At 54.5% G+C, this 1,182-nt stretch carries 1 protein-coding gene; it reads right to left on the bottom strand.

Translation table 11 applies throughout. The features are described 5' to 3' along the window. Positions 1-37 precede the first annotated feature (37 nt). Entirely contained in the window at positions 38-973 is a 936-nt protein-coding gene (locus tag GM298_RS23215; RefSeq protein WP_260591355.1) for an IS110 family transposase, read from the bottom strand. Between the last annotated feature and the right edge of the window lie 209 nt (positions 974-1,182).

Here is a 1,182-nt window from a genome sequence, read left to right as displayed (position 1 = left end):
GGGGTGAGCAGCTGTGTTTAAAGTCAACGGCTGACGACTAACCTGCCACCCATTTTTTATTGTCCCGCACCATCGCATTCAGGATTGTTACCAGCTTTCTGACGCAGGCGGTCATCGCGACTTTAAAGGCTTTCCCCTTGCTTCTCAGTCTCTCAAAAAAAGTCTGTATGGTCGGGTTATAGCGCACCGCTGACATTGCCGCCATGTACAGCGCTGCCCGCACCGCACTTCGTCCTCCCCAGATACATCGTTTTCCTTTCATCTTTCCGCTGTCATGGGCATAAGGACACACGCCTACCAGCGCGCTGATTTTACGTCTGTTAAGTTGTCCCAGCTCCGGCAGCATCGACAGCAGAACCGCCAGCGTTGTGCGTCCTATACCTTTGACGTCTTCCAGTAGCTTTACTTTCTCCTGCCATAACGGCATCACTTTTATCTGCTGATCGATGTCGTCATCCGTGTCCTTTATCTCTGCGTTAAGCCAGTCAATATGCCGTTTGATACCCGTCCGGATAAGTTCATCGCTGCAGGAGCCGTAGCGGTTCTGCTCCATGGTTCTGTTGTCCACCAGCTGGCGGCGGCGGGATACCATCATGGCGAGACGCTGCGTCTGTTCGTCCGGAGCAGGTCTGATATCCGGAGTCATCCTGCGGCCAAACTCGCAGATGATGCGGGCATCATTCGGGTCGGTCTTGAACAGCGTCCCGAGAGCGCGTGCGAAGTGTTTGACCTGAGCAGGGTTGACCACAGCGACCGGCAGACCGGCAAGCTCAAGCGTGGCAGCAAGAAGATTATGGTAGCGCCCCGTGGCTTCCATCACTATCCGTGTAACGGCGCGGGATGCGAGTGCGTCGAGGAGTTGCTGGTGTCCGTGTGGGGTATTCTCCAGATGGAGAAACAGTCCGTCAGGACTGATGAATACGTCAAAAGTGTCTTTGGCAATATCGATGCCGATGGTGATATGTTCAGTCATATTCATGTCTCCCGGCCTTGTAAGATGCGGGCTGGCACAGGCCGCCCGGGCAGCTGTTCGGGTTAACAGGAAAACTGATGCCACGCCATGAGCTCACCCGCGGGCTTGAAAACCCAGAGGGCTAACGGGCTGTGGCATCAGGTCAAACTCAGTGACAGTTTACCCGTCTGTTGACGGGTAACTGAAGTGACTTTAAACATACAAGGGCA

Source organism: Enterobacter sp. HSTU-ASh6 (genome assembly GCF_026319105.1).
GTDB classification, from domain to species: Bacteria; Pseudomonadota; Gammaproteobacteria; order Enterobacterales; family Enterobacteriaceae; genus Enterobacter; species Enterobacter sichuanensis.
The sequence above is the reverse complement of the archived record's forward strand: the minus strand, read 5'-3'. Positions and strand labels throughout refer to the sequence as shown.